Raw genomic sequence first — 20,468 nt, forward strand, 5'->3', positions numbered from 1 at the left:
ATTTCCTAACTATCTACTTTTTGAGCATTTAGGCCTCGCTCGAGCCCCGCTAGGTTTTCTACCAAGATTCTTCTAAATGCAGGCTTGGCTTTTACCTCGGGTTTTTCGATGAAAGCCCGGGTGGCATCCGCCAGGGCCTGATTCGCCAACCCAATTGGGTAGAGGTTGTTGAGAAGGTACGCGGCTATCTGGTAACTGCGGGAGTCCCATATTTCTTGGGCGGCATCCAGGTATTTTTGGATGTACGGTTCCAATAACTTTGGATCGTTCACCCTTCCGAATGCCATCGAAGCCGAGTTGATCAAGGTGTTTGAGTAATCCTCAGTGTCAACCAGAGTGGTCCAAGCGGCAGCCTTGGCTTCGGCACTTGGAATGCCAGCCTTTGCCGCAGCGGCGAATTTTTGGCCATTGGCGGTGTTGTCGCGCTCTAGCTCCGCATCAATTTGAGGCTGACCAAAACGACCCCCCACTACCAATCCGCTCAACAACTCCCAGCGAACATCTTGATCAATGGCGAGCCCAGCTAGGGACCTTTCCCCATTCAGAAGAGACTCAACCCAGTCCAGTTGTGCATCGGTTCTTGCGAATTGAGGCACATACTTAGTGAACTGCAACTGGGCATCCGAACCGGCTTTTGCTACGTCCGCAAGCTTTATGAGCCCGCCTGCAATCAGTTCCAGGGTGGTATTTCTGCCATCTTGCGAGACATACAGATTGCCGGTAGTCACAAGCTGGCGGAGCAGGGTGAGCATTGTGGTTGATTCGGTCTCCGAACCAATGTGATTTAGCACCAATTCGATGAAATCCCGCGCTGGCGCTTCACCGTCTCGGGTGGCATCCCATGCCGCGGTCCAAACCAGAGTTCTGGCCAGTGAATCTTTGATGCCAGACAGATTTGCCATTGCGACTTGCCTGGATTCCTCGTCCAGGCGAATCTTGGCGTAGGCGAGATCTAAGTCGTTGAGCAGAGCAAGGTCCGGTTTTCTGACACCAACCAGCTCCTTGATATCAGTTACTGGGCCATCAATGTCCACCTCCACCTGGTGGAAGCGATCCAGGGTCCCGTCTTTTAGCTCAAAGAACCCTATTGCCATGCGATGCGGCCTAATGGTCGGGTGCTCTTCGATAGCCGTCTGAGTGACCCTAAACGAGCTAACTAGGTTCTGAGAGTCGTATTCAATCTCCGGTTTCAGGGTGTTTACCCCCGCTGTTTCCAGCCAGAGTTTGGACCAAACTTTGAGGTCGCGACCGCTCTCTTTTTCAAGCTCTACTAATAGATCTGGTAGTTCGGTATTAGACCACTGGTGTTTTTTGAAATAGTTGGAAACGCCTTTCATGAATGGCTCTTGGCCGACCCAGGCGACCATTTGTTTCAGAACTGAAGCGCCTTTGGCGTAAGTTATGCCGTCGAAGTTCACCTGCACATCTTCTAAGTCGTTTATCTCCGCAACAATCGGGTGAGTGGAGGGGAGTTGATCTTGTCGATAAGCCCAGTTTTTCTCAAGGGACGCGAAGGTTGTCCAAGCCTCGGTCCACTCGGTCGCCTCGGCAGTGGCCAAGGTTGAGGCATACTCCGCAAAGGACTCGTTTAGCCAAAGATCGTTCCACCAGCGCATCGTTACTAGATCTCCAAACCACATGTGGGCTAGCTCGTGCAATATGGTGACAACCCGGCGCTCTTTGGTTGCATCGGTCACTGCCGAGCGAAATACGTAAGATTCGGTGAAGGTTACTGCCCCGGCATTTTCCATTGCCCCAGCATTGAAGTCTGGAACCCAAAGCTGGTCGTATTTCTCAAATGGATACGGAACATCGAACAGCTCTTCGTAAAACTTGAAGCCCTGTTTGGTTTTTTCAAATATATATTCGGCATCCATGTGCTCAGCGAGACTCGAGCGACAAAAGACTCCCAGCGGAACCTGTAGCCCGCTGAGGGAGGTCAGCTCGTCCCGCCAGATTGAATATGGACCCGCGATAAGTGCAGTGATGTAGCTTGAAATTCTCGGAGTTGGTGCGAATTCCCAGAGGGCCTTTTCTTCACCAAGCAAAATGGGCTGCGGGGTGGGGGAGTTGGAAATCACTTGCCAGTTGGAGCTCGCTGTGATTTTGAATTCGAAGTTGGCTTTGAGGTCGGGCTGTTCAAAAACAACAAACATTCTTCGCGAGTCGGGAACCTCAAACTGGGTGTAGAGATAAACCTCTTGGTCTACTGGGTCAACAAAGCGGTGCAGCCCTTCGCCAGTGTTCGAGTACTTACCCAAGGCGGTTACAACCAAGGTGTTTTTGGATTGCAAGTTGGGTAGTTGAATTCGGTCTTTATCTGAATGGGTCTTTGGATCTAAAACTTTCCCATTGAGCTCGATTGATTGAATCGAGGCCATTTGGGCATCAATAAAGCTCTCGTATCCGATGGTCTTGCTATCGAAGTGCACCGTGGTCTTGCTCTGAAAAGTCTTTTCATCAATCGTGACATCTAATTCAACTAGGTATTTATGGACGTGGATCTTGCTCGCACGTTCGGACGCTTCTTGACGGGTTAAATTTTCACCAGGCATTTTCACTCCATTAAGTGTTTGTGACAACCAGCCTAGAGGCAAATAACCAAGAGAAAGTTCCGAGATAATTGACCATGCCACATCACTTCCTAGTCGCCAGCACCGACCTGCAAACTTCTGCGTTATTGGCGGAAATTGGTGCGGCTCTTTTGGCACTGGGGGTGATCGCATTTATTGCTAGCCGATTGAAGTTTTCGGTGGTTCCACTTTATTTACTGATGGGTCTGGCACTGGGCGAAGGGGGGCTACTTCCACTTTCTCTAAGTGAAGAGTTCATGACCACGGGAGCCCAAATCGGTGCAATCATGTTGCTTTTACTTTTAGGACTCGAATACAGCTCCTACGACCTCTCCAAGGCCTTTAAGGAACGCAAGTCTGCAGGTCTTGTAGATTTTCTGGCCAATGCGATCCCGGGTTTTGTCGTTGCGATACTTTTGGGCTGGGGCGTTGGGGCGGCAATGGCACTTGCAGGGATTACCTATGTATCTTCCTCGGGAATCGGCGCGCAGCTTATTAAAGAAATGGGCTTTCGGAGATCAGAGGTATCAAAGCGAGCTGTTGGCATACTGGTTTTTGAAGATCTCGCTCTGGCCCCTTACCTGCCGCTTCTAACCTCCGTGGTGCTAGGGGTCTCGGCAGTTAGTGGGCTAATTTCGGTTTCAATTGCTTTGGTTATTACCGGGTTGGTCATTTTGCTCAGTTTCAGGGGATCTTCAAAGCTAGTCAAGATCCTCGACCCGAATGTGCCGGGCGGGCTACTTCTAACGGTTTTTGGTGCAGCACTTTTGGCCGCGGGTTTAGCCGATCTGATTGGCTTTTCGGGCGTGGTGGCAGCCTTTTTGTTGGGGCTTTTACTCACCGGGGAGATAGCCGAAACTGCCCGCGCGAAATTGGGTCCAATAAGAGACATCTTCGCGGCAATCTTCTTCTTGTTTTTTGGTATCTCAACCGACCCGGCCGATATTCCTGCGGTTCTGCCACTGGCCCTCTTGCTGTCAATTCTGGGGATTGCTGGAAAATACGTTGTGGGCTGGTGGGTCACTAGGGATATGAGCGATAAGTCGAGCGCGCTGAGAGTTACTGGGTTTTTGATTCCAAGGGGCGAGTTCTCAATGGTTATTGCAGCCCTTGCGGCCCCGATCGTGATCGGCTTTGAGCTTCAGGCTTTGACGCTGACTTATGTTCTGATTACCGCTTTCTGCGCGTCTTTGTTATTGCGATTTACACGTAGCAGCTTGGAACGAAAATAGTTCACAAACTAGTTCTAGGCTTTAGGAAAGTGCACCTTAAAAAAAGTAATCAGTTAGTTTTTTTCAAAGTTAGGAACACATGCGAATCCACATTGCAACTGACCATGCCGGCATGGAGCTCAGCGCCTTTTTGGTGAAGGAGCTCTCATTATTGGGGCATGAAATGGTCGATCATGGCCCTACGGTTTATGACGCCCTCGATGATTACCCAGGTTTTTGCATAGCCTGCGCTCAAGGGGTGGTTGGTGATCAACTCAAGGGTATTGAGGCCCTAGGTATTGTGCTTGGTGGTAGCGGAAACGGCGAGCAGATTGCTGCAAATAAAGTCGCCGGGGTTCGGGCGGCTCTAATTTGGAATCCGGAGACCGCGGCTTTGGCTAGGGATCATAACGATGCCAATGTCTGCGCCTTGGGGGCAAGGCAACACTCTCAGGCCGAGGTGCTTGAGTTGGTGAAGATTTTTATCGCGGCGGGTTTTTCTGATGAAGAGCGTCACGTGCGCCGAATCGATAAAATCTCGCTGTTTGAACAAACCGGTTTGGTTAGTTACTAATAAATGCCCGAGGGTCACAGTGTTCGGCGGATAGCAAATCGATTTAATAAAGACTTCAAGAATTCGCCAATAAAAATCACAAGCCCGCAGGGCAGATTCGTTGATTCAACTCTTATTTCGGGTCAAGAGCTGATTGAGGCTAACGCGCTTGGTAAGCAAATGTTTCTGCATTTTGAATCGGGAACAATCCGAATACACCTCGGGATATTTGGCAAGTGGAGTTTTTCCAAACTTGAAAAAGAGCCGGTAGGCCAAGTAAGAGCCCGTTTCCAGACTGAGGGCTTGATCGCTGACTTGCGTGGCCCAACCATTTGCGAGTTGATTGATCAGGCGGGTGTGCAAGCGGTGTACGACCGATTGGGCCCGGATCCACTTTGGCCCGATGGAGATTTGAAGCAGCTAGCTCGATTTTTAGAGCGAGTCTCCAGGAGCAATTCAGCCATCGGGCAATTGCTGATGGATCAGAGCGTAATTGCTGGCATCGGCAATGTTTATCGGGCGGAGCTTTTGTTCCGAGCTGGACTAAGCCCCTTCACCAAGGGCAAGTCGGTTCCACAAGAGGTTTTGGTTGGCATCTGGAATGACGCAGTGGTTTTGATGGCGCTCGGCGTAAAAACAGGGTTGATGCTCACTCGTGACGGTTACCTCAGTGCGAAGGTACCTAGGTTCGAGCGTTACCAGGTTTATAAGCGTGAGGGGCTTGAATGTCGGCTGTGTTTCGGACCCGTAAGTATTGGGCTAATGCAGGCTAGAAAGCTTTACTGGTGCGCAAGATGCCAAAAATAATTGGAGCGAGTGACGGGAATCGAACCCGCACCATCAGTTTGGAAAACTGAGGCTCTACCATTGAGCTACACTCGCGAATCACCGTTAGGTGTAACACCATTGTATGGGGTAGAGTTTCAGAGTTCTGCTCGGAAGTGCAGATCGGATCCGGGATGTAGCGCAGCTTGGTAGCGCATCTGTTTTGGGAACAGAGGGTCGCAGGTTCAAATCCTGTCATCCCGACCATTTGGTCGATCGAGTCCGTCAATCTCTTGGAGAAGTAGTTGAAAACCACTGTAGAAAAGCTAAACCCAACACGCGTCAAGCTCACCATTGAGGTGGATCAGGCAACCTTCAAGCCCGCCTTGGACGCCGCTTATAAAACGATCTCCTCGCAGGTGAACATTCCTGGATTTCGTAAGGGAAATGTTCCGGCCAAGATCCTGGATCAGCGGGTTGGCAAGGACTCCATATTGGCTCAGGCGATCAACGATGGGATGGACAGCTTCTACCGCGAAGCAATCCAATCTGAGAAGCTTCGCCCGCTGAGCACACCGCAGGCAGAGGTAAAAAGTGCACCGAGTGCCAGCGAACCAGACAAGGTTTTGATCATCGAGCTAGAGGTTGAGGTGCGCCCCGAGTTCAAGCTGCCAGAATATAAAGGGATGAAAATCAAGGTCGACACCGTAAAGGTGGCCAAGATGGACATCGAGACCGAGCTGGATGCGCTGCGCGCTCGCTTTGGCACTCTGGTAGATGTTGACCGCCCAGCAAAAATGGGCGATTTCACCACAATCGATCTAGCAGCCCAAATCGAGGGCAAGCAGATCGATAACGTGAAGGACATCTCTTACGAAATTGGTTCCGGTCAGCTTTTGGATGGTATCGATGAGGCATTAGACACACTTACCGCCGGCGAGACCACGACCTTCCGCTCCAAGCTGGTTGGCGGTGACGAGGCCGGTAAAGAAGCCGAGGTCACACTGACTCTGACAGCTGTTCAGGAGCGCGAGCTGCCAAAGGCTGATGACGATTTTGCGCAGTTGGCCAGTGAGTTTGACACACTGGCAGAGCTAAAAGCCGACATCGAGGCCGGCATCGAAAAGAGCATGGTGCAGAAGCAAATCCTGCAGGCTCGCGATCTAATCGTTGACGAACTTTTGCTCAAAGCGAAGATTCCACTATCCCAGGAGACAATTAGTCGCGAGGTTGAGAATCACTTAGCTGGGGAGGGTCGTGAAAAAGACGATGTCCACCGCAAAGAGGTGACCGAGGAGACTGAGAAGAACTACCAGGTTCAGATTCTTTTGGATGCAGTTGCCGAGGCTGAAGAAGTCAAGGTAGAGGACCAAGAGCTAATCGAGTACCTAGCTTTCGCTTCTCGAAACTACAACATGGAGCCAAACGATTTCATCAAGCAGGTTGCAAACGCCGGGCAAGTTCCGTCCTTTGTGGAAGAGCTATCGCGCCGCAAGGCAGTGGATGTACTGGTGGGTCTTGCTGAAATTTCAGACTCCAAGGGCGCCAAGGTTTCAGTAACCGTCTAACGCCTTAGGCGAACAAGCGGGTCCAACTGGCCAATCGGTAGCTATCGTTTATCTTTAGATAGCTAAGGAGTAGCTCTAAATGGCAAACACACCCATGGAATTAAATGGCGTATTCGATCGCCTTTTGAAAGATCGCATTGTCTGGCTGGGCAGCGAAGTAAGAGATACCAACGCGAATGAAATTTGCGCAAAGATTCTTTTACTTGCCGCCGAGGATGCCGAAAAGGACATCTTTTTATACATCAACTCCCCAGGCGGTTCGATTACTGCCGGTATGGCGATCTACGACACCATGCAGTACGTCCCCAATGACATAGTCACGGTAGGTATCGGGATGTGTGCATCGATGGGGCAGTTCTTGTTGTCATCAGGTGCCAAGGGCAAGCGCTACGCAACCCCAAACACTCGCGTGTTGCTTCACCAGCCCTCAGGTGGCTTCGGTGGAACCGCTGCCGACATTCAAACTCAAGCCGAACTAATTATGTCCATGAAGCGCCAGCTGGCAGCGATTACCGCTGACCAGACCGGCAAAACTGTGGAGGAGGTCATGCTCGATGGTGACCGCGACCGCTGGTTCACCGCTCAGGAAGCGTTGGAGTATGGCTTTATCGATCAGATTCAAGAGTATGCAAGCCGTTCAACCGGTGTAGGAAAGGCCTAATCATGACAAGCTTTAATCCAGAATCAATGCCCCAAGCCCGCTATATTCTCCCTGAGTTTGAAGAGCGCACCTCCTACGGCATCAAGCGCCACAACCCTTACACCAAATTATTTGAAGATCGCATCGTGTTTTTGGGTGTTCAGGTAGATGACGCTTCGGCCGATGACATTATGGCGCAGCTATTGGTGCTTGAGTCTCAGGACCCGGACCGCGACATCACTTTGTACATCAACTCTCCAGGTGGTTCGTTTACGGCCTTGACTGCTATTTATGACACCATGGAGTACATAAAGCCTCAGATTCAGACCGTCTGCTTGGGTCAAGCAGCTTCTGCAGCCGCTGTTTTGCTAGCTGCCGGTGCTCCCGGTAAGCGCTTAGCGCTTCCAAACGCAAGGTTGCTGATTCATCAGCCATCTTCCGGTGGAGGGGGCCAGGGGCAAGCTTCGGACATCGAGATTCAGGCTCGAGAAATTATGCGGATGCGCGAATGGCTGGAGTTCACACTGGCCAAACACACTGGTCGCGATGAAGCCCAGGTTTCGAAGGACATCGATAGAGATAAAATCCTGACTTCGCAAGAGGCTCTGGAGTACGGCCTTATCGATCAAGTCTTGGCTTCACGCAAAAGCCACTAAAGCGGCAGGGAACATCTAATTTCCCTACTTTGGACTATAGGCTTTGAAGATGACTTTGAGCGAAACCAGCGACCTTCTCAAGTGCAACTTCTGTGGCAAAAGTCAAAAGCAGGTGCGCAAGCTAATCGCCGGACCGACGGTCTATATTTGTGATGAGTGCATCGAGTTATGCAACGAGATTATCGAAGAAGAGCTTGGCTCCAGTGCGGCCGAACCGATCGAATCAATCGAGCTGCCCAACCCCAAGGAGATAAAAGCATTCTTGGACGAATACGTGATAGGCCAAGATTCTGCGAAAAAGCAGCTGGCGGTTGCGGTCTATAACCATTACAAGCGAACCAGGGCGGCGGGAACTCTCACAAAAAAGGGTAAGAGTCACGACGATATTGAAATCGCAAAGTCGAATATCCTGATGATCGGGCCAACCGGCTGCGGCAAGACCTACTTGGCCCAGACCCTGGCTAAACGATTGAATGTGCCATTCGCCGTTGCCGACGCCACGGCACTCACCGAGGCTGGATACGTAGGCGAAGATGTTGAGAACATCTTGTTGAAGCTTTTGCAGGCTGCCGATTATGACCCCAAACGAGCCGAGAGTGGAATCATATACATAGACGAGATCGACAAGATTTCACGCAAGTCCGAGAACCCTTCGATTACAAGGGATGTCTCTGGAGAAGGTGTCCAACAAGCCCTTTTGAAGATTCTCGAGGGCACCATCGCTTCGGTGCCTCCCCAGGGTGGACGCAAGCACCCTCAGCAAGATTTCATTCAGATCGATACGACCAATGTTCTATTCATTGTGGCCGGTGCTTTCGCGGGCCTCGAGTCCATCGTGGGAGAGCGAACCGGCAAAAAAGGGATTGGCTTCGGGTCACCGCTGAAGGAAAAAACTGATTCGAACGATATTTTCAGGCAGGTATTGCCAGAGGATTTGCGGAAATTCGGCCTAATTCCAGAGTTCATCGGTCGACTTCCAGTTGTAGCCACAGTGGAGCAACTCGATAAGCCCTCCCTGATAGCGATTTTGACCGAGCCCAAGAACGCTCTAATCAAGCAGTATCAAAGAATGTTTGAGATTGATGGCTTTGAGTTGGAGTTCACACCTGAGGCAATTGCCCTCATTGCCGATCAAGCACTCGAGCGTGAAACCGGTGCCAGGGGCTTGAGGGCCATCCTTGAGGAAATTCTCGGTCCAGTAATGTTTGAGCTTCCCGGATCCGAAGAGCAGGGGCGGGTTGTGATCACCGCCGACATCGTGATCAATAAAGTGCTGCCTGAGGTATTGCCTCTAGTAGAGCAGCTCAAAGACAAGACTGCCTAGGCAAGAAAATCAAACCTTCCTCCCAAAAACTTGCCCCCTATTTAGCAGGCACCGTTGCTTCCACCACCGGCTCAATCGCCACCTTTGGTATTGCAATTGCCGGACTGACGGCAATGGGTGCGAGCTCATCCCAAACCGCGACCGCGTTGGCGGTGATGCTTTTTGGATACGGGGTCTTGTCGATCGGGCTGAGTGTTTGGCTCAAAATGCCAATCAGTGTGGTTTGGTCAACACCCGGAGCGGCCTTTTTAGCGAGCTCTCAGATTCTTGGGCTAACTTTCGATAAAGCAGTTGGCGCCTTCCTGGTGTCCAGTCTTCTTATTTTGCTAACTGGCTTGTGGCCGGCGCTGGGGAAGCTGGTGGCTAAAATTCCGCCACAAATATCCGCGGCGATGCTGGCCGGTGTGATCTTCCCCTTTGTGGTTGCGACAGTTCATGCCGGAGTTGACTACCCGCTTTTGATTCTGCCACCGGTAATTCTTTGGCTGCTACTCAATAGATTCATACCAATCTGGGCATCACCAGTTTCAATAGCACTGGGCTTTGTGCTGATTGCATTGAGTCCTGAGGTGAACGACATCTCTCAGGGCAGTTTTCTGCCTGAGTTTTCATTCGTAGGTCCGGTTTTTGATGTGGCAATTATTTTGGCCATTGGTGTGCCGCTTTACCTCATAACAATGGCTTCTCAGAACCTGCCGGGGTTGGCCATTATGAGCGGTTTGGGTTACCAAATTCCGTCTGGAAAAGTTTTTAGAGCAACCGGTTTAGGCTCCGCGCTCACTAGTTTCTTCGGGGGCTTTGGCTTGAACCTAGCGGCAATTACTGCGGCTCTCAACGCCGATGAACACGCCGCCAAGGACCCGAGCCGGCGCTGGATAGCCGCGAGTTTCGGCGGTGTGGTCTACATTCTGTTTGGAGTATTCGCGGCGCCCTTCGCGGCATTCGTGCTTGCGGTTCCAAGAGAGCTTTTACTCTCTCTAGCCGGCTTGGCTTTATTGAACACCTTTGCCGGATCGCTCAGAACGGCGGTAAGCGAAGACGGCTTGCGCTTGGCGGGAGTTGCAACCTTCATCATTGGGGCAGCTGGGATTACCGTGCTGGGCATCGGGGGAGCCTTTTGGGCCCTTGTTGTCGGTGTCCTGATTTGGCTGTTCACAAAAAAGCGTTAGTTCAAACCTCTTCGGCTTAGCAGCGGACCAATCTTCGGGGATCTTCCTAGAAATTCGGCCACCAACTCCATGGAGTCCTTTGAGCCACCCCTTGATAGCAAGTACTCCGAGAAGCGCTTGCCATTTTCTCGAGTTAGGCCACCGTGTTCTTTGAACCACTCCACAGTGTCGGCATCCAGAATTTCACTCCAGATATACCCGTAATAGCCGGCGGCATAGCCGCCCGCAAAGATGTGGGCAAAGTAATTTGGTCGATACCTAGTGGGGACGGCTTTGAAATCTAGTCCGTATTCCTTGATCGCCTTTGCCTCAAAGGCCTCGATATCTTCTGGCGTCTCTTGGGCTTGGTGAAGAGCTAAATCAAGGATCGCGGCCTGAAGGTAGTGAGTAGTCTCGAAACCCTGATTGAACCCTTCGGCCGCGCTTAGTTTGTCAACCCATTCAAGCGATAACTTCTCGCCAGTTTCAAAGTGCACGGCATAGTTTTCCAAGACCTCCGGCCATAGCATCCACATCTCATTAACTTGGGATGGAAATTCTACGAAGTCCCGCTCGACATTGGTGCCGGAGAATCTCGGGTACCTAACTTTTGACAAGAGCCCATGCAAAGCATGGCCGAACTCGTGAAACAGAGTTGAAACCTCATCGAAGGTCATAAGAGCTGCGTCACCTGCGGCGGGCTTTGGAATATTCATGTTATTCACAACCACGGGCATTTTTTCAAGCAAGGTCGACTGGTCAACCAGGTTATTCATCCATGCCCCACCGCGCTTTGAAGTTCTGGCATAAGGGTCAAAGATATAGAGTCCGCAAGCCGAACCGTCCTCATTATTTACCTGGTAAATCCGAGCTTCGGCGTGGTAAGCGTGGAGATCCTCGCGCCTTTGAAACTCGAGGCCGTAAAGTTTTCCGGCCGCGAAGAAGACCCCATCTTCCAGGACACGCCAGAGTTCAAAATAAGGCTTCAGCACAGAAGTATCGATTGAGAAGCGATTCTCTCGCACTTGTTCGGTGAATCGATCCCAGTCCCAGGGTTCAAGGTGGGCGTTCGGAATTTCATCTTGCAAGAGCATCTGAAGCGTCGCGGCTTCTGTCTCAGCGTTTCTTCGGGCGGCAGGTGCGATTCCGCGAAGGACCTCGTGGATTCGCTTCGGAGTTTGTGCGGTCTGCTGAGAGGTGACGTACTGCGCGAAGTCTTCGTAGCCGAATAATGCGGCTTTTTCGCGCCGCAGGTCTAGAAGCTCCCTTACTAGCCCTGAGGTGTCGTTGGCATTGCCCCTCGAGCCACGTGAAAGCGCTCGTTGCATTAGCTCCTGGCGCAGTGGGCGATCTTCTAAGTTCGCAAGTAGTGGGTGGCCTGAATAGTTCAACAGTGGAATGGTGTACCCAGTTTGATTTCGGTCTGAAGCTGCTTGTTTCAAGGACGCCAATTCAGCTTTGGATAGGCCTCCAAGTTGCTCCTCCGATTCCAGATTAACTGCAAGATCGTTCGTGTCTGCGAGGAGGCGCTTGTCGAATTCGGCCTCGAGCGAGCTAAGTCGCTCGTTGATTTGACTGACTCGGGTCCTTTCTTCTTCCTCTAAATCTGCTCCTGCGAATCGGAAATCCTTGAGGTACTTTGTTAGCAGCCAGTCGCTTTGCTGATCCAGTTCGAGGTGACCCTTATCTCTCATTCCTTCAAGAATTTGTAGCCGCGCGAATAGGTCGGGGTTCAGCGTGATTGAGTCTGTGTGAGCGGCGAGTCTTGGTCCGATTTCTGCTTCTAGGTTTTGAATTTGGTCGTTAGTGTCAGAAGCGCTTCGATTATAAAAAACCATTAGCATGCTATTGAGTAAGTCTCCCGCTTTTTCCAGCGCAACGATCGTGTTGTCAAAGCTGACGTCGAGCGTGTTTAGGATGCTTGAAATCTCTCGGTTGTGCTCAGTAACCGCATGTTCGAAAGCTGGCATGTAGTGCTCGTCTTTGAGGCTCTGAAAATCTGGAAGTTCGAATTCGAGGGTGCTTTTTGATAGCAGCGGATTAGTCATACCAACAGACTATCCCTCGAGCACAAACTCCAAATCACTAAGTGAGATTTCAGGTGCTTCTATCAGTATGAGCTCATGTATTTTGCCGGCAGCCCTGAGGTCCTTAGCCAACTTGTCTATTTCTACTCTTGGACCAGAAAGCTTGACGGTTCTGATTTCGGCCTTCATCGACAACTTGGCATCGGATTTGGCCTTTCGAATCAAAATAAGTGCAGCTGCCGCGGGCTTTAGCAAAGAGTCGTCGCTGTAGCCGATGAGTTCATTCGAAGGCCAGGGGGACAGGTGGACAGACCCCTCTTGCCACCAGCTCCAGACTTCCTCTGCCGCAAAAGGAATGACTGGGGAAAATAGCCGAACTAAAACGCTCAGCGCTTCGCGAAGAGCAATCACTCCGGAGCCAGTCTCTTGAGCTGAGAATTCGCCATTGGCCCAGACTCGCTCTTTGACTAACTCCATATAGTCGTCGGTGAAGGACCAGAAAAAGGATTCGGTCAATTCGAGCGCTTTGGTGTGGTCGAAGTTTTCCAATGCCTTAGTGGCCCCCACAACGACTTCTTGAAGCCCTGCGAGCATTGCTTGGTCGATTGGCTCGGTGATTTCAGAAACCCCACTGGGTAGTTCGAAGCTCAGCGCGAAGCGGGCGGCGTTGAGCAACTTGGTCGCTAGTCTGCGACCGATTTTCATCTGGCCCTCATCAAAGGCGGCATCCGTACCGAGCCGAGCCGAAGTGGCCCAGTAGCGCACGGCGTCGGAACCGTGGGTTTCTAAGATTTCATTCGGAACCACAACGTTGCCTTTGGACTTTGACATCTTCTTCCGGTCTGGATCTAGTATCCAGCCCGAAATGGCAGCGTTTTTCCAGGGCAATTCGCCATGCTCCAACTCGCTTCTCAAAAGTGTTGAGAAGAGCCAAGTTCGAATAATGTCTTGTCCTTGCGGACGAACATCAAACGGGAAGACTTTTTCAAAAAGCTCTGGTTTTGTTAGCCAGCCGCCAGCAAGTTGGGGGGTGAGCGATGAGGTTGCCCAGGTGTCGAGAATATCCAATTCGCCAATGAAACCCATGGCCTGACCGCGCTGCGACTCCTGATAGCCCACCGGGGTTTCAGATGAAGGGTCGACAGGGAGTGACTCAGAATTTGGAGCGATGGGGTTCTGATAATCAGGGTTGCCATCTTGATCTAATGGGTACCAGATTGGAATTGGGACACCGAAAAACCTCTGGCGTGATACCAGCCAGTCTCCGTTTAGACCATTAATCCAGTCTTCTAGCCGCACCCGCATAAATTTCGGGTGAAAGTTAAGTTCTTTTCCGTGATCTAAGAGCTTTTGAGAAAGGCCTTGATCCTTACCGCCGTTTTTTAAGTACCACTGCCTGGTGGAAACAATTTCGAGCGGCTTATCGCCTTTTTCAAAGAATTTCACCGGATGGGTTATTGGCTTCGGTTCGCCGATCATCTCGCCTGATTCAATCAGCGCTTTGACGATGATGTCCTTGGCGCTGAATACGGTTTTCCCCGCGATCTCTTGAAATAGCTCTGGGTTTTTCGAGTTTGAAATTTCCTCGGGTGCTTCGCTGAGGATTCTGCCATCCCAGCCAAGGATTGCGCGGGTTGGAAGGTTCAGCTCGCGCCACCAGATGACATCGGTCACGTCTCCAAAGGTGCAAATCATTGCAATTCCTGAACCCTTGTCCTTTTGGGCGAGGCGATGGGCAAGGATCGGAACCTCTACCCCGAACAGTGGGGTTTTCGCTGTTTTGCCAAATAGGTGGGCGTATCGTTCATCATCCGGGTTGGCAACTAGCGCGACGCAGGCTGGGATTAGCTCGGGCCTGGTGGTCTCGATGTAGATAGTGCCCTCGGGACCCTCGAAGCCCACTCGGTGATAAGCCCCCGGCATCTCTCTGTCCTCAAGTTCCGCTTGAGCGACTGCGGTCCGGAAAGTGACATCCCACAGCGTTGGAGCCATGGCCATGTAAGCTTCGCCCCTTGAAAGGTTATTTAGAAAGGCCTGCTGAGAGATCCTTTGGGACTCTTTAGATATGGTTCGGTAGCTCTGTGCCCAGTCAACTGATAGCCCCAGGTCGCGCCAGAGATTTTCAAAGGTTTTCTCATCTTCTTCGGTGAGAGCTTCGCAGAGCTCGATAAAGTTGCGCCTCGAAATTGGTAGTTGGTCGGCAGCTTTTGAAGATTTATTGTCGCCACCAACTTGCGGTGGGGAAAAATCAAACTGATATGGCAATGTGGGGTCGCAGCGCACTCCGTAATAATTCTGCACTCGGCGTTCGGTAGGCAGTCCATTGTCATCCCAGCCCATCGGATAAAAGACATCCTTGCCGCACATTCTTTGGTAGCGAGCGATCACATCGGTGTGGGTATAAGAAAAAACGTGACCAACGTGAAGTGATCCAGACGCCGTCGGAGGAGGAGTGTCGATAGAAAAGACGTTTGACTTTGCTGCCGATTCGTCAAATGAGTGAACCTTATTTTGCTCCCAAACCGGTGCCCACTTGGCCTCGAGGCCGTCTACCGTGGCTTTTTCGGGGATAACGGCGGGCCTTAGCGGCGCAGGATTAGATTCATTCACTTTGGCGAACTTTCCGGTAGACAACCGAACTAGATTAACATTGTTCTTACCTCAACATTTCCGAAAGTCGTGATGTATCCAAAGCACAAGCCCCTCAGCGACAATCCAGTCGCCTCTCCTTCGTTTCCCAACCTCGAAATAGAGGTCCTGGATTATTGGGATAAAGACGGCACCTTCCAGGCCTCGATTGATCAGAGGCTAGCCGAGGAGGCTCCAGAGTTCGTCTTTTATGATGGTCCGCCCTTTGCGAATGGACTGCCGCACTACGGTCATCTACTCACTGGTTACGCAAAAGACTTAGTTCCTCGCTACCAAACAATGCGAGGGCTTCGCGTGGAGCGCAGATTCGGTTGGGATACTCATGGTTTGCCAGCCGAGGTTGAGGCCGAGCGCTTACTGGGCATTTCCGGCAGGCCCGAGATTGAGAAATTTGGGGTCGGCAAATTCAATGAGTTTTGTAAAACCTCGGTCCTGAAGTACACCGAGGACTGGCGTTCCTACGTCACGCGCCAGGCTCGCTGGGTTGATTTTGACAACGATTACAAGACTCTTGACCAGGATTACACTGAAAGTGTGCTCTGGGCCTTCAAGGAGCTTCACAAAAAAGGTCTGATTTACGAGGGCTTCAAAGTTTTGGCTTACTGCTGGCGTTGCGAAACACCGCTGTCAAATCACGAATTGCGCATGGATGAAGACGTCTACAAACCTCGGCAAGACCAGTCGGTAACGGTCTCGTTCCCCATAATTGCACCTGGTAATCCGCTTGATGGCGTCGAGCTTTTGGCCTGGACCACAACTCCTTGGACCCTGCCGACTAACTTCGCCCTGGCGGTTGGGCCCAAGATCGAATACGCAGTGGTTCAAGATCGCGGCCAGAATCTTTCAGGTGGAAAGATAATGATCGCCAGCAAGCTACTGGGTAATTACGCGAAAGATTTAGGTTATGACTCGCCGGAAGATGCAATTGCTGCGATCGAAGCGCGCTACCTTGGAGCGGATCTTTTGGGCTTAAAATACAAGCGGATCTTTGATTTTTACGCTGATACCGAGGTATTTGACGTCCAAAATGCTTGGCAGGTGCTAGTTGGAGATTACGTTGCCGATACCGATGGAACCGGCATCGTGCATCAGGCCCCGGCCTATGGTGAAGATGATCAAAACCTTTGCCAATTGGCCGGTATCCCAACTTATGTTTCAATCAATGAGCGCGGTGAATTTCTCAGCGTTGTCGGCCCCTACCAAGGCCAACACGTGTTTGACGCAAATAAAGAAATTACCAAGGACCTGAAGGTTTTTGGGCGTCTTCTGCGGCAGGCTTCTTATGAACACAGCTACCCCCACTGCTATCGCTGCAAGAGCCCGCTAATTTATAAGGCGGTCTCTTCTTGGTTTGTCGAGACGACAAAGTTGCGCGATCGAATGTTAGAACTGAATGAGGACATCAACTGGGTTCCCGAGCACACTAAACACGGCAGCTTTGGCAAGTGGTTGGAAAATGTCCGCGATTGGGCAATTTCGAGAAACAGGTTCTGGGGCGCCCCAATCCCGGTCTGGAAATCCGATGACCCAAATTACCCCAGGCTGGATGTCTACGGTTCGCTCGATGAACTAGAGGCAGATTTTGGGGTCCGTCCGAGCGACTTCCATCGCCCGGTAATTGATGATTTGGTAAGGCCCAACCCGGATGACCCGACGGGCAAATCTATGATGCGTAGGGTTCCCGAGGTTTTGGATTGTTGGTTTGAATCCGGCTCGATGCCATTCGCCCAGGTTCACTATCCATTTGAAAATCAGGATTGGTTTGAGTCTCATAATCCGGGAGATTTCATCGTGGAGTACAGCGGCCAAACCCGAGGTTGGTTTTACACCCTTCACGTTTTGTCAACCGCCTTATTCGACAGACCCGCTTTCAAAAACGCGATTAGTCACGGCATTGTGTTGGGTAATGACGGGCAGAAAATGTCGAAATCATTACGCAATTACCCCGATGTGAATGAGGTGTTTGACCGAGATGGTTCAGACGCTATGCGTTGGTTTTTGATGTCTTCACCAATTTTGCGCGGCGGAAACCTGACGGTGACCGAGCAGGGGATTCGCGAGGGCGTCCGTCAGGCACTTCTTCCCATCTGGAATAGCTATTACTTTTTCGCGCTTTACGCCAATGCGGCAAACTACGAGGCGAGTCCCTCTCAAAGTTCCCCACAGCTATTGGATCGCTATATCTTAGCCAAGACCAATCAGCTGATTTTGCAGGTCACAAATGACCTTGATCAGTTTGATAGCTATTCGGCCAGTGCCCGGGTCAGAGAGTTCGCTGAGGTGCTAACCAATTGGTACATTCGAAGATCTAGAGACCGATTTTGGGCGGGAGATAAAGATGCTTTTGACACTCTTTACACCGTCTTGGAGGCAACTCTTCGAGTCACGGCTCCTTTACTGCCGCTGGCTAGCGAGGAGATGTGGCGCGGGATTACCGGAGGCCGCAGCGTGCACCTTGAGATGTGGCCAGAAGCTGCGGAATTCAAGGCAGACGATCAATTAGTCGAAGACATGGACACGATTCGTGAGGCGGCCTCGGTTGCACTCTCGCTTCGAAAAGCTGCTGGACTCAGGGTTCGGTTGCCGCTTCAGGAACTGGTTATTGCAGCTGAAAACTCAAAGACACTCGGTGCTTATGCCGATTTGATTGCCGATGAGCTCAATGTGAAGAACATCCGAGTTGTGGAAGCTACTGAGCAAGTGGCCAGTGAGTTTGGATTGACTAAGTCCCTTAGCGTCAACGCAAGAACCCTTGGACCAAGAGTTGGAGGCGATGTCCAGCGCATTATCAAAGCGTCCAAGGCCGGTAACTGGAAGTTGATTGCCGGGGAGGTTGAGGTCGATGGAACGGTGTTGCTGGAGGGAGAGTATGAGATCACTATGGTTGCCGCCGGTGATTCCGAGCTGCAGCGAGTTGGGGTCACCGACTCGGGCTTCGTTTTGTTGAACACGGTGATTACCCCCGAGCTCGAAAAAGAGGGAATCGCGCGTGATGCGGTTCGCTTGATTCAGCAGGCGAGAAAAGATGCCGGTCTAGAGGTTTCGGACCGCATTTTCTTGACACTGACTTCGGATCAGGAGACCATCGCAGCTTTCACCGAGCACAGAGAGTTCATCGCCACCGAGACGCTCGCTACCAAGTTTGAGCTAAGAGTGGGAAGCGTGAGTGCCCACTTGACCGTGGGCGAGGGCTTTGGAATTGCTATTGAACTGGAAAAAAATTGAACGCTCAGGATTCTTCGGCACGGATGGCCGAGGTGCTGCAGGAGCTCTACGCTAGGCAACCCGAGCACCAGGTAAGGCCAAGGCTGGAGCCAACTAAGCGAGCGGTCGAGCTGATGGGGGATCCGCAGCGCAACTACGGGATTATTCACGTCACCGGCACAAACGGAAAAACCTCAACTGCAAGACTGATTGAGCGCATCTTGTTGGAGCACGGCTTGCGCACCGGCAGGCTTACCAGCCCGCACCTGATGAGTTTCAGTGAGCGAATCGTGCTCAGTGGTGAGCCGGTGACTGATGAAGAGTTCATAGCTTGCTACGAGGAAAACATTGATCTAATTGAGTTAGTAGACGCGCAGTTGGTTGCCGAGGGAGAGCCTAGGCTCACCTTTTTTGAGGCGCTATCGGCGCTGGCTTTCCAGCTGTTTTCGGATGCCCCGATAGATGTTCTGGTCTTAGAGGTTGGCATGGGTGGCGAGTGGGATTCGACGAATGTGGCGGACGCAGATGTTGCTGTGTTTACCGATATCGACTTAGACCACACCAAGAGCCTCGGTGACACAGTAGAAGAAATAGCTCAAACCAAGGCGGGCATTATCAAGCCTAAATCACTTGTGGTTTCATCCATCCAGCAGGAGAGCGTCGCTCAAATAATCGATAGCCAGGCCGAGCACGGTGTCAAATTTGCCGGAAGAGACTTCTTTATCAGCGACATAACGCCCGATGGTTATGGGGTCAGATTTTCGGTTGAGGGAATTGCTGGAAACTACCCATTGGTGTGGATGCCAATCATGGGGGAGCACCAGGCCCATAACGCGGCAACCGCGATCATTGCGGTGGAGCTTTTTCTGGGCGAGGGCACCAGGGCGATTGCCGATGAGGTGTTGCGGGCGGCGCTTGCCGACACGGTTAGCCCCGGGAGGCTTCACGTAGTCTCCAAAGAGCCGCTTGTGATTCTGGATGGCGCTCATAACCCGGCCGGCGCTAGGTCGCTCGCAAGGGCTATCCAGTGGCAGTTTGCGGCCCCTAAAACTGTCGGTTTGATTGGAATCCTGGCGGATAAGGACATCCCTGCCACCGCTTATGAATTTGCTGGAATGTTCGATGAAATTGTGGTCACTACAGCCCCGGGAGTAAGGGGCCTAAAGGCTAAAGAGTTTGCTCAGGAGTTGACCGAGCAAGGCGGTAATGTAGTGCTAATAATTGATGACCCCAAAGCTGCCTACTTAAAGGCTCTTGCCCTTGCCGGCCAAAACGAAGCGGCATTATTTGTGACGGGGTCGCTTTACCTCATTGGAGAAATTCTCGGTGAATTGAGAGAGGATGTTGAAGATGAAGAAAGCTAGATCTTCCAAGCGGACCCTAGCCTCGATAGTGCTGGGTTTTGAATCTTTTGTGGTTTTCTTTGCAACTTTGGCCGCTTTTGGTCTGAAAAGTGCCGACGCATCAGACTCGCTTCCAGCTGTTGAGTGGATATGGGCGATTGGTCTCAGCTGGGCAATCTTGTGCATTCTGACCCCGGGGATTTTGTCTAAGCCTTTTGGTTACTGGGTAGGTTCGGTGCTTCAGGCCGGAATCCTGTTCAGCGGGTTTTACCTTTGGGGAATGTTCATTATCGGAGCGGCGCTGGTGGGCTTATGGATTTGGGCCTTGGTTGCTGGATCAACCATTGATCGCGGACGCGAGGCCTATTTGAAGAAAAAAGAAGAGGAAAATAATGACTGAGAAAACTCTAGTTCTATTGAAGCCCGATGCCGTGCGCAGAAACCTCATTGGTCAGATCATCCTGCGCTGTGAGTCAAAAGGCTATTCGGTTTCCAGGCTAAAAAAAGTTACTCCGACCCGGGAGCTCCTGGGCGAGCACTATGCCGAGCATGACGGTAAGTCATTCTACGAACCACTTCTGGAGTTCATGCTTTCCGGGGAGATTGTTGCGATCGAGCTTGAGGGACACCGAGTGATTGAGGGCTTTAGGTCGCTCGCAGGAAGCACCGAGCCAACTATGGCGGCCCCAGGGACTATCCGCGGCGACCTTGGTCGAGACTGGGGAACCAAAGTGGTTCAAAACCTGGTGCACGGGTCTGATTCAATTGAGTCTGCTCAGCGTGAGCTTGAATTGTGGTTCTAGGGTC

Annotated in this window: 15 protein-coding genes and 2 tRNA genes; 13 read left to right on the plus strand and 4 right to left on the minus strand. The window is 51.5% G+C overall.

What is annotated here, in order from left to right; genetic code table 11:
* Positions 1 to 5: 5 nt before the first annotated feature.
* The gene (gene pepN / locus BLP47_RS04985) at positions 6 to 2,555 is read right to left on the minus strand and encodes an aminopeptidase N (RefSeq protein WP_091851006.1); all 2,550 of its coding nucleotides are present in this window, start codon (positions 2,553 to 2,555) and stop codon (positions 6 to 8) included.
* 74 nt (positions 2,556 to 2,629) lie between these two features.
* Between pepN and BLP47_RS04990 the strand changes: the two genes are divergently transcribed.
* From BLP47_RS04990 to BLP47_RS05000, 3 genes are all read left to right on the plus strand, one after another.
* Positions 2,630 to 3,805 carry a cation:proton antiporter gene (locus tag BLP47_RS04990; RefSeq protein WP_157671511.1) on the plus strand — a complete coding sequence of 392 codons (1,176 nt, stop codon included), beginning with the start codon at positions 2,630 to 2,632 and terminating at the stop codon, positions 3,803 to 3,805.
* A 79-nt stretch (positions 3,806 to 3,884) separates the two neighbouring features.
* Positions 3,885 to 4,358, plus strand: a complete 474-nt coding sequence (locus BLP47_RS04995) for a ribose-5-phosphate isomerase (protein WP_091851012.1) — start codon at positions 3,885 to 3,887, stop codon at positions 4,356 to 4,358.
* 3 nt (positions 4,359 to 4,361) lie between these two features.
* Positions 4,362 to 5,144 carry an Fpg/Nei family DNA glycosylase gene (locus BLP47_RS05000; RefSeq protein ID WP_091851016.1) on the plus strand — a complete coding sequence of 261 codons (783 nt, stop codon included), beginning with the start codon at positions 4,362 to 4,364 and terminating at the stop codon, positions 5,142 to 5,144.
* Between the two features lies 1 nt (position 5,145).
* On the opposite strand, the gene BLP47_RS05005 is transcribed toward BLP47_RS05000, so the two are convergent.
* Positions 5,146 to 5,219 (minus strand) — tRNA-Gly (locus tag BLP47_RS05005).
* Between the two features lie 73 nt (positions 5,220 to 5,292).
* Here BLP47_RS05005 and BLP47_RS05010 point away from each other — a divergent pair.
* The 6 genes from BLP47_RS05010 to BLP47_RS05035 all read left to right on the plus strand — a co-directional run bounded on the left by BLP47_RS05010 (position 5,293) and on the right by BLP47_RS05035 (position 10,459).
* Positions 5,293 to 5,369: transfer RNA gene (locus BLP47_RS05010), tRNA-Pro, on the plus strand.
* A gap of 38 nt (positions 5,370 to 5,407) precedes the next feature.
* Positions 5,408 to 6,670, plus strand: coding sequence for a trigger factor (tig, locus tag BLP47_RS05015; RefSeq protein ID WP_091851019.1), 1,263 nt, complete (start codon positions 5,408 to 5,410; stop codon positions 6,668 to 6,670).
* A 79-nt stretch (positions 6,671 to 6,749) separates the two neighbouring features.
* On the plus strand, positions 6,750 to 7,331 hold the full coding sequence (locus BLP47_RS05020; RefSeq protein ID WP_172807177.1) for an ATP-dependent Clp protease proteolytic subunit: 582 nt from the start codon (positions 6,750 to 6,752) through the stop codon (positions 7,329 to 7,331).
* A 2-nt stretch (positions 7,332 to 7,333) separates the two neighbouring features.
* Positions 7,334 to 7,966 carry an ATP-dependent Clp protease proteolytic subunit gene (locus BLP47_RS05025; RefSeq protein WP_091851022.1) on the plus strand — a complete coding sequence of 211 codons (633 nt, stop codon included), beginning with the start codon at positions 7,334 to 7,336 and terminating at the stop codon, positions 7,964 to 7,966.
* Positions 7,967 to 8,015: 49 nt separating this feature from the next.
* Entirely contained in the window at positions 8,016 to 9,290 is a 1,275-nt protein-coding gene (gene clpX, locus BLP47_RS05030; RefSeq protein ID WP_091851025.1) for an ATP-dependent Clp protease ATP-binding subunit ClpX, read from the plus strand.
* A 74-nt stretch (positions 9,291 to 9,364) separates the two neighbouring features.
* On the plus strand, positions 9,365 to 10,459 hold the full coding sequence (locus tag BLP47_RS05035; RefSeq protein WP_249883421.1) for a benzoate/H(+) symporter BenE family transporter: 1,095 nt from the start codon (positions 9,365 to 9,367) through the stop codon (positions 10,457 to 10,459).
* Here BLP47_RS05035 and BLP47_RS05040 read toward each other — a convergent pair.
* Entirely contained in the window at positions 10,456 to 12,486 is a 2,031-nt protein-coding gene (locus BLP47_RS05040) for a M3 family metallopeptidase (protein WP_091851030.1), read from the minus strand. The two genes, BLP47_RS05035 and BLP47_RS05040, sit on opposite strands and share 4 nt — an antisense overlap.
* Before the next feature lie 9 nt (positions 12,487 to 12,495).
* Positions 12,496 to 15,075, minus strand: a complete 2,580-nt coding sequence (gene valS, locus BLP47_RS05045; RefSeq protein ID WP_091852959.1) for a valine--tRNA ligase — start codon at positions 15,073 to 15,075, stop codon at positions 12,496 to 12,498.
* Between the two features lie 72 nt (positions 15,076 to 15,147).
* Between valS and ileS the strand changes: the two genes are divergently transcribed.
* From ileS to ndk, 4 genes are read left to right on the plus strand one after another with little or no spacing between them, the layout of a single operon-like run.
* Positions 15,148 to 18,339, plus strand: coding sequence for an isoleucine--tRNA ligase (gene ileS / locus BLP47_RS05050; RefSeq protein WP_091851033.1), 3,192 nt, complete (start codon positions 15,148 to 15,150; stop codon positions 18,337 to 18,339).
* Entirely contained in the window at positions 18,336 to 19,682 is a 1,347-nt protein-coding gene (locus BLP47_RS05055) for a folylpolyglutamate synthase/dihydrofolate synthase family protein (RefSeq protein ID WP_091851036.1), read from the plus strand. Before ileS ends, BLP47_RS05055 begins: the two co-directional genes overlap by 4 nt.
* Complete coding sequence (locus tag BLP47_RS05060) at positions 19,669 to 20,061, plus strand: DUF4233 domain-containing protein (protein ID WP_157671514.1); 393 nt, start codon at positions 19,669 to 19,671, stop codon at positions 20,059 to 20,061. The genes BLP47_RS05055 and BLP47_RS05060 overlap by 14 nt, the downstream gene beginning before the upstream one ends.
* Positions 20,051 to 20,464: a nucleoside-diphosphate kinase gene (ndk, locus tag BLP47_RS05065; protein ID WP_091851043.1), complete on the plus strand. Its 414-nt coding sequence runs from the start codon at positions 20,051 to 20,053 to the stop codon at positions 20,462 to 20,464. The genes BLP47_RS05060 and ndk overlap by 11 nt, the downstream gene beginning before the upstream one ends.
* Positions 20,465 to 20,468 lie beyond the last annotated feature (4 nt).

The sequence above is a fragment of the Candidatus Aquiluna sp. UB-MaderosW2red genome, from assembly GCF_900100865.1.
GTDB lineage: Bacteria > Actinomycetota > Actinomycetes > Actinomycetales > Microbacteriaceae > Aquiluna.

Excerpts from the sequence above, each read along its gene's own strand:
- pepN (WP_091851006.1), bottom strand. The coding sequence starts at position 2,555 with ATGCCTGGTGAAAATTTAACCCGTCAAGAAGCGTCCGAACGTGCGAGC.
- BLP47_RS04990 (WP_157671511.1), top strand. The coding sequence starts at position 2,630 with ATGCCACATCACTTCCTAGTCGCCAGCACCGACCTGCAAACTTCTGCG.
- BLP47_RS04995 (WP_091851012.1), top strand. The coding sequence starts at position 3,885 with ATGCGAATCCACATTGCAACTGACCATGCCGGCATGGAGCTCAGCGCC.
- BLP47_RS05000 (WP_091851016.1), top strand. The coding sequence starts at position 4,362 with ATGCCCGAGGGTCACAGTGTTCGGCGGATAGCAAATCGATTTAATAAA.
- BLP47_RS05020 (WP_172807177.1), top strand. The coding sequence starts at position 6,750 with ATGGCAAACACACCCATGGAATTAAATGGCGTATTCGATCGCCTTTTG.
- BLP47_RS05025 (WP_091851022.1), top strand. The coding sequence starts at position 7,334 with ATGACAAGCTTTAATCCAGAATCAATGCCCCAAGCCCGCTATATTCTC.
- clpX (WP_091851025.1), top strand. The coding sequence starts at position 8,016 with ATGACTTTGAGCGAAACCAGCGACCTTCTCAAGTGCAACTTCTGTGGC.
- BLP47_RS05040 (WP_091851030.1), bottom strand. The coding sequence starts at position 12,486 with ATGACTAATCCGCTGCTATCAAAAAGCACCCTCGAATTCGAACTTCCA.
- ileS (WP_091851033.1), top strand. The coding sequence starts at position 15,148 with ATGTATCCAAAGCACAAGCCCCTCAGCGACAATCCAGTCGCCTCTCCT.
- BLP47_RS05060 (WP_157671514.1), top strand. The coding sequence starts at position 19,669 with ATGAAGAAAGCTAGATCTTCCAAGCGGACCCTAGCCTCGATAGTGCTG.